This is a genomic window from Streptomyces boluensis, from assembly GCF_009908195.1.
GTDB classification, from domain to species: Bacteria; Actinomycetota; Actinomycetes; order Streptomycetales; family Streptomycetaceae; genus Streptomyces; species Streptomyces boluensis.
The window spans coordinates 1-6,870 of record NZ_JAAAHS010000395.1 but is presented as its reverse complement, the minus strand read 5'-3'; the positions used below and the strand labels follow the sequence as shown (position 1 = coordinate 6,870).

Here is a 6,870-nt window from a genome sequence, read left to right as displayed (position 1 = left end):
TTTCGGGGGTGTGACATCAGGCGTACAGCGGCGTGGGGTCGACCAGGGGGACGGAGCGCAAATCGGGGACTTCCGGCAGTGTCAGATCGGCGGGCACCAGCGAGAAGCGTCGCGGCTCCTCCGCGGCCTCGGCGAGGAAGTGGGCGAGCCCCAGGTTGACGCTCGTGGCCGTGTTCCGGGTGCCGAACCGGTGGAGGAAGCCGAGCCGGTCAAGCGCGCCGGGCGCCCAGAGCACGCTGTCGCCCAACTGGTCCGGCCGCAAAGCGGGTTCGGCCGCGAGCGGATGGCCCGAGCCCAACGGCCCCTACTGCACCGGGTCTTCGTCCAGGGCCCCGTCCAGGAAGCCGATCACCGTATCGATGAACTCGTCCGGGGCCGTCCGGTGGATCAGGTGTCCGGCGGGGATGGTGACGTGCCGGGCGCCGGGGATGCGGTGGGCGAGTTCCGCCACGGCGTCCGGTGGCATGGGGCTGTCCGGGCCGCCGCTCACGACGAGGGTGCGGGCGGTGATCCCGGCGAGGCCGTCGAGCCACGCGGGGTCGGGGGTGTCGAGCTGCTCGCGTACGGCGAGGACCATGTCCCAGTCGAAGTCCAGCGGGCCGGGCGGCCGGGGCGGGACGTGTGGCTCGCGGGGCCGTGGCGCGGGCACGTCCTCCAGGATCAGGCGGCGCACCCGGTGCGGGCTGTGCTGGGCGAGCAGATGGGCCACAATTCCGCCCAGGGAGTGGCCGATCAGGTCCACGGCCGTGAGGCCACGCGCGTCGAGGAAGCCCAGCACGTCGGTGCGCATCAACTCGAGGGAGTACTCCTTCGGCCGGTCGCTGCGGCCGTGTCCGCGCAGGTCGAGCGCGTATACCCGGCGTTCGTGCGTGGCGAGGTCGGCGGCCACGGTGTCCCAGTCGGTGGCGGACTCGCCGAGTGCGTGCAGCAGGACGACAGGCTCGCCGGTCGGCGGGCCCACGGTGGTGAAGGCGAGCCGGATGCCTCCGACTTCGACCGTCTCAGGTGCCGTACGCCTCAGGTCGCCCGTGGGCTCAGCCAACGCCCCGGCCTTCCCAGGCGACTTGGACCGTGCCGCCCGCGTGGTCCACGAGGCGGGTCCAGTGGCTGGGCAGGGGCACGGAGGTGCCGGTGCGCAGGGGGCCGCGTACGCGTTCGCGGTGCAGGGTGCGGCCGTCCTGGGTGACGACGAGGAAGGCCCCGGCGGGCCGTGGCTCGGCCGTGCGGACCAGGAACGGCGGGCCGTCGGCGGGCCGCACGTCCTCGGCGAGCCGTCCCGGGGTGATCCAGCGCAGCGGCGCTGTCACGGTGAGGGCCGGGCCGCGCGTGCTCAAGTCGTGGGTGCCGTCGCCCTCGTGGGCGAGCCGGCGCCGTACCGCGGCCGCTGCCGCGCGGCCCTCGGCGGCCGCTGTGGTGGCCGGTTCCGCGCCTCGCAGGACGTTGCCCGCCGCGAAGATGCCGGGGGCGGCCGTGCGGAACTCGGTGTCCACGCGCGGGCCTCGGGTGGCGCGGTCGAGGGGGATGCCCGCGGCTCGCGCGAGTTCGGGTTCGGGTACGAAGTCGCCGGTGAAGACCAGGGTGTCGCACGGGAGTTGGGTCGTACGCCCGTCGTCGTGGCGCACCCGGATTCCGGTCAGGCGGCCGCGGCCGAGGATTTCGGTGACCGTGGTGTGGGTGAGCAGCGGGACGCCGTGGCGCAGCCGGGAGTCGGCCGCGCGCAGCGGCGGCACCTGTGCGGCGGGTGCCTCGGTGACCTGGGCGACGACGGTGACGCCCGCGCGGCGCAGCGTGTCCAGTGCCGTGTACCCGACGGGTTCGGCGCCGACGACCACGGCTCGGCTGCCGATGTGCTGCCCGTACAGGTGGACGGCCTGCTGGAGTTCGCCGGTGGTCCAGATTCCGGCGGGGCGGGTGCCGGGGACGAGGCGGGCGGAGCGTGGGCGTTCGCGTGCGCCGGTGGCGAGGACGACGGCACGCGCCGTGATCCGTTCCAGACCGTCAGGGCCGGTGACGTCGACCGTGCGCGTGGCGTCGAGGTCGGTGGCGGTGACGGACGTACGCACCACTGCTCCGGCGCGTTCGGCGGCGCGCAGCAGTCCGGTGGCGTAGCGCGGGCCGCTCGTCCAGGGGGTGCCGAAGCCGCCGTGCGCGCAGTGGCGCGGGATGCCGCCCGTGTGCTGTTCGCGCTCCAGGACCTCGACGGTGCCGCAGTCCGCCGCGGCGAGTTCGGCGGCGGCGGTGAGTCCTGCGGGACCGGCTCCGATGACGAGCACGTCGACGGTGCGCGCCCGCCGCGCGGCCGGGGCGTCGGCGCGCGCGGAGTCGTCCCTCGCGTGGTCGCCGTCCCGTGTGGTGCCGTCGGTCATGAGCCCGCCCCCTTCCTCACCATGGCCTCGACTCCTTCAACTCCCCGGACCGCCCCGCGAGTTCCCGTTCCAGGAGATCGCGCAGCGTGGGGCCGCAGTGGAAGCCCTGGCAGCGGCCTCCGCGTGCGCGGGTGCGGCGGCGCAGTCCTTCGAGTGCGGCTGGGGGGACGGTGCTGTCGAGGGCGTCGCGGATCTCGCCGCGGGTGACGCGTTCGCAGTGGCAGACGATCTGTCCGTACGCGGGATCCTCGGCGATGCACGCGGCGTCCTGGTAGGGCCGCGGGAAGCGTTCGCCGAGGTTCGGCATCCGGACGGCCGGGAGAGCGCGCGGTGCGCCGAGGTCGAGGCCCGCTTCGGCGAGGAGTCCTGTCACGTGCGCGGCGAGGGCGAGGGACGCGGTGAGTCCGGTGGAGCGGATACCGCCGACCGTGACGTACCGCTGCTCGGGCCAGGTGTCGATGCGGTAGTCGTCCTCCTCGGTGGCCGCGCGCAGGCCCGCGTAGACGGCGGTGACCTCTTCGTCGAGCAGCTCGGGGAGGATCCGGGCGCCCTGGGCGCGCAGCGCGGCGAGGCCTTGTGCGGTGGACGTGGTGGCGGTCTTGTCGTCGAGGTCCTCTGCGGTGGGGCCGAGCAGGACGTTGCCGAAGACCGTGGGGGCGACGAGGACACCCTTGCCGAGCGCGGTCGGTACGGGCAGCAGGATGTGGCGTACGAACGCGCGGGCGGGTTTGTCGAAGACGACGAGCTGGCCTCGGCGCGGGGTGACGGTGAACGTGCTGCGGCCGAGCATCCGGTCGACGGTGTCGGCGTGCAGCCCGGCCGCGTTGACGAGCCAGCGGGCGTGCAGCGGGCCCCGCGCGGTGTGCAGCGTGTGCCTCCCCTGTTCGGCGCCGGGTGCTGAACTGATGGCGCTGACCGGGGCGTTGAGGTGCAGGTCCACGCCCGCGCGTACCGCCTGGGTGGCGTACGCGAGGGGGGTGGTGAAGGGGCAGATGATGCTCTCGTCGGGCACGGCGAGCGCACCGAGCGCGCCGGGGCCGAGGTGGGGCTCGCGCGCGTACAGGGCATCCGCGTCGAGCAGGTGCGCCGCGTCGTAGCCGTTGGCCTCCGCTTTGGCGGCGAGGGCGGGCAGGGCGGCCAGCTGCTCCTGGTCCCAGGCGACGAGGAGCGCGCCGACGGTTTCTACGGGGATGCCGCACTCGGCGGCGTACGCGGTGAGGCGGCGGTGGCCCTCGCGGACGAGCCGGGCCTCCAGGGTGCCGGGAGTGGCGTCGAACCCGGTGTGCAGGATCGCGGTGTTGGCCTTGGAGGTGCCGTCGCCGACGTCCGGGGCGGCGTCGACCAGGGCGATGCGCAGGCGGTGCCGGGCGAGTTCGCGCGCGATGGCCGTACCCACGACGCCTGCACCGATCACGGCGATGTCGTACGTGCCGTCGGAACCCGAGGCGGCATCCGGGGCCGAGACGGCATCGGGGCCCGAGGCGGCGTCAGGGCCTGAGAAGGCGCCGGGCAGCGGGCCGTTCCTGGTGACCGTTCCGTGGCCCTCGCGCGTGGCCGGGGTGGCGGTCATGACGGCTGCCGTTCGACGAGTGCGGAGACGGCCGTACGGAAGCGGTCCAGGCGTTCCGCGGCTTCGTCCGGGGTGATGCGCGGCTCGTACACGGCGGCGGGTCTGCGGGCCGGTGTGACGTCGCGGACGGTGAGCGCGGGGTCGAGTCCGAGCCGGGCGACCGCGGCGGCGCCGAGTGCGGTGGCGTCGGGCAACTCGGCGACTTCCACGGGCACTTGGAGCAGGTCGGCCTGGGTCTGCATGAGCAGTGTCGAGCGGGTGAGGCCGCCGTCGACGCGCAGTCCGCGCAGCGGTTCCCCGAGGTCGGTGGCGACGGCGTCGGTGAGCTGGACGACCTGCGCGGCGATGCCCTCGCACAGGGCGCGCACCAGGTGTCCAGGGGTGGTGTCGAGGCCGAGTCCGGTGAGGGAGCCGCGGATGTCGCCGCGCCACCAGGGGGCGGCGAGCCCGGCGAGTGCGGGCACGAAGGTGACGCCGCCGGTGTCGGGGGCGCTCGCGCCGACCGGGTCGAGTGCGGCGGGGCCCGAGATGACGCCGAGGTCGGTGAGCCACCGTACGGCGGAGGCGGCTGTGTACACCTGCCCGTCGAGGCAGTAGCTGCTGCGGCCGTCGAGCCGCCAGGCGACACAGCCGACCAGTCCCGTACTGCTGCGGCGCGGGACGTCCCCGGTGGGGGCGAGCAGGAACGCGCCGGTGCCGTACGTGCACTTGGCGCCGCCCGGCTCGGTGACGTCCTGGGCGAGGAGGGCGGCCTGCTGGTCGACGAGGAGCCCGGTCAGCGGGAGTTCGGGGCCGAAGGCGGTGGTGGTGCCCACGGGTCCGGCGGCGTCGACGACGCGGGGCAGCGCTTCGCCGGCGAGCCCGAAGAGGTCGAGGGCGCGGGGTGACCAGGTGACCGTGTCGAGGTCGAGCAGCTGGGTGCGGCCCGCGGTGGCGGCGTCGGTGACGAAGGCCCCGGTGAGCCGGTGTGTCAGCCAGGCGTCGCTGGTGGTGACGACGCCCTGCCGGGTGCGGTGGCGGCGGATCCACAGCATCTTGGGCGCGGCGAAGTAGGGGTCGAGGGGCAGGCCGGTGAGGTGGTGCAACTCGTCGGCATGCGGCGCGAGTTCGGCGCAGATTGGTTCGGCGCGGCGGTCCTGCCAGACGAGCGCGTCGGTGAGCGGTTCGCCGGTGTCGGGGTCCCAGGCGAGCACGGTCTCGCCCTGGTTGGCGAGGCCGACGGCGGCGACGGGCTCGCCCGCTTCGGCGAGCGCCCGGCGGCCCGCCACGACGACGGAGTCGAGCAGTTCGGCCGGATCCACCTCGACGAGTCCGCCGGGCAGGTGGCGGGGGCGTACGGGCGCGGTGCCGGTGCCGAGCACGCCACGCTCCGGGCAGACGACGAGGGCTTTGGTGCCTGAGGTGCCCTGGTCGACGGCGAGCACGGGGCGGTTCGCACGGTCACTGGTGATCACCTCGGAAGCCTGCAACAGCGGCGAAGCGAGCGTCAAGGCGCTCTGCTGACAGGAGAGTTGAGGCCCCGACCGGCGGCGGCCCGACCGGACATGCGCGGCGCCGCACGTTCCGCTTCGTCCCGCTCCAGGAGAACCGGACCGGGTACACCCGGAAGGCCTAGTAGACCCAGAAGACCCCGAAGGCCCAGTAGACCCGGAAGACCCGCTTCCGGCCCCTTCCGCGCACGTATCACCCCTGATGAACAAGGCGGCACCCCGACCCGTCACGCAATGATCAAGACAGATTCACCGACCTGTCCCTGATCGGAACCTTCCGCTCTACACTGATCGCCAACCAACCATGTTCCGTGGCACGGGAGTTGGGACCGAGGGGGAGACGCCCTCTGGCCCCGACGGCCCGCGCACGGGCGTGTCCGCTCACAGGTGCAGAGGGTTCCAGGGGATTCATGTCCATACCGTCCGCCCGCCCCGTGTACCACCCCGCCGGGCACGACGCCGCCCTGCGTGGCGTGCTGCAGGACCTCAGGGCGGGCCGCTGGGTCTCGACGCGCGATCTCCTCATGGAGACCACGGGGGCCGCCGACCGGGACCGGTGGACGCAGCGCACCCAGATCCTCGCCGCGGCGGCCGCCGGCTCGGACGTGCTGCGGGTCTGGCGGGCGGAGGAGCCGGACAGCCTCGTCCTGACCGTGCTGCACGCGCGCGTGGTGGTCGAGCGGGCGCTGCGCGCCCACCGGTCGGCGCACCCGCGCACCGCCGAGCTGTGGCGCGAGGCGTCCGCCGCCTGCCGGTACGCCGCGGAAGCGGCCCCCGACGACCCGGTGCCGTGGATCGGCCTGCTGGCGCTCGCCCAGCTCGACGAGGACCGCGCCGGGGGCGAGCACCGGGCGCCGGCCCCCGAGCCCATGCTGTTCGACGGCCCGTGGCCGCTCCTCGCGGAGGTGGAGAAGCGCGACCCCGGCAACCGCGAGGCGTACCACCGGATGCTGCAGTTCGCGTACCGGCACCGGCCGGGCGCCTCGATGACGGCGGCGCTCAACTTCGTGCAGTGGGCGTCCTCTTCGGCCCCGGCGGGCTCCGCCCTGCACCTGCTCCCGCTCTACGCGCGCGTGGAGCGGTACCGCCGCGAGGCCGGGCACGAGCACGCGCTCGACCTGCACTGGATCTCGGAGGACGCGAGCCGTACCGCGCTGCGCGCCCTGCGCCTCTGGTTCGACCACGCGCGGCCCGAGTCCCGGTCGCTGCTCGACCTGAACCACCTGGCGCACGCCCTGTGGGGCTCGCATCAATTCCACGACGCGCTACGGGTGTTCGACGCGCTCGACCCGTACTTCACGGTCGTGCCGTGGTCGTACCGCACCCCGAATCCCGGCTCGGCGGAGCCGGCCACCGACCTGTTCGTGCAGGCCCGCGCCCGCTGCCGGGCCGCCGTCGGCAGGAAGGACCGCGACCGCCCCTGACCGCACCACCACTCCCCCAC

General features: G+C 74.3%; 6 protein-coding genes. 1 reads left to right on the top strand and 5 read right to left on the bottom strand.

Translation table 11 applies throughout. The annotated features are described in order from the left end of the window. Positions 1 to 16 precede the first annotated feature (16 nt). From GUY60_RS31860 to GUY60_RS31840, 5 genes are read right to left on the bottom strand one after another with little or no spacing between them, the layout of a single operon-like run. On the bottom strand, positions 17 to 298 hold the full coding sequence (locus tag GUY60_RS31860) for a hypothetical protein (protein WP_246235911.1): 282 nt from the start codon (positions 296 to 298) through the stop codon (positions 17 to 19). Positions 299 to 304: 6 nt separating this feature from the next. After that, complete coding sequence (locus GUY60_RS31855; protein ID WP_246235910.1) at positions 305 to 1,042, bottom strand: alpha/beta fold hydrolase; 738 nt, start codon at positions 1,040 to 1,042, stop codon at positions 305 to 307. Then, positions 1,035 to 2,366, bottom strand: a complete 1,332-nt coding sequence (locus GUY60_RS31850) for an NAD(P)/FAD-dependent oxidoreductase (RefSeq protein ID WP_161704170.1) — start codon at positions 2,364 to 2,366, stop codon at positions 1,035 to 1,037. Before GUY60_RS31850 ends, GUY60_RS31855 begins: the two co-directional genes overlap by 8 nt. 16 nt (positions 2,367 to 2,382) lie before the next feature. Next, positions 2,383 to 3,936: an FAD-dependent oxidoreductase gene (locus GUY60_RS31845; RefSeq protein WP_161704168.1), complete on the bottom strand. Its 1,554-nt coding sequence runs from the start codon at positions 3,934 to 3,936 to the stop codon at positions 2,383 to 2,385. After that, positions 3,933 to 5,390 carry an FGGY family carbohydrate kinase gene (locus GUY60_RS31840; protein WP_312866495.1) on the bottom strand — a complete coding sequence of 486 codons (1,458 nt, stop codon included), beginning with the start codon at positions 5,388 to 5,390 and terminating at the stop codon, positions 3,933 to 3,935. Before GUY60_RS31840 ends, GUY60_RS31845 begins: the two co-directional genes overlap by 4 nt. Before the next feature lie 446 nt (positions 5,391 to 5,836). On the opposite strand from GUY60_RS31840, the gene GUY60_RS31835 reads away from it, so the two are divergent. Beyond that, entirely contained in the window at positions 5,837 to 6,850 is a 1,014-nt protein-coding gene (locus GUY60_RS31835) for a hypothetical protein (RefSeq protein WP_161704166.1), read from the top strand. Positions 6,851 to 6,870: the final 20 nt, after the last annotated feature.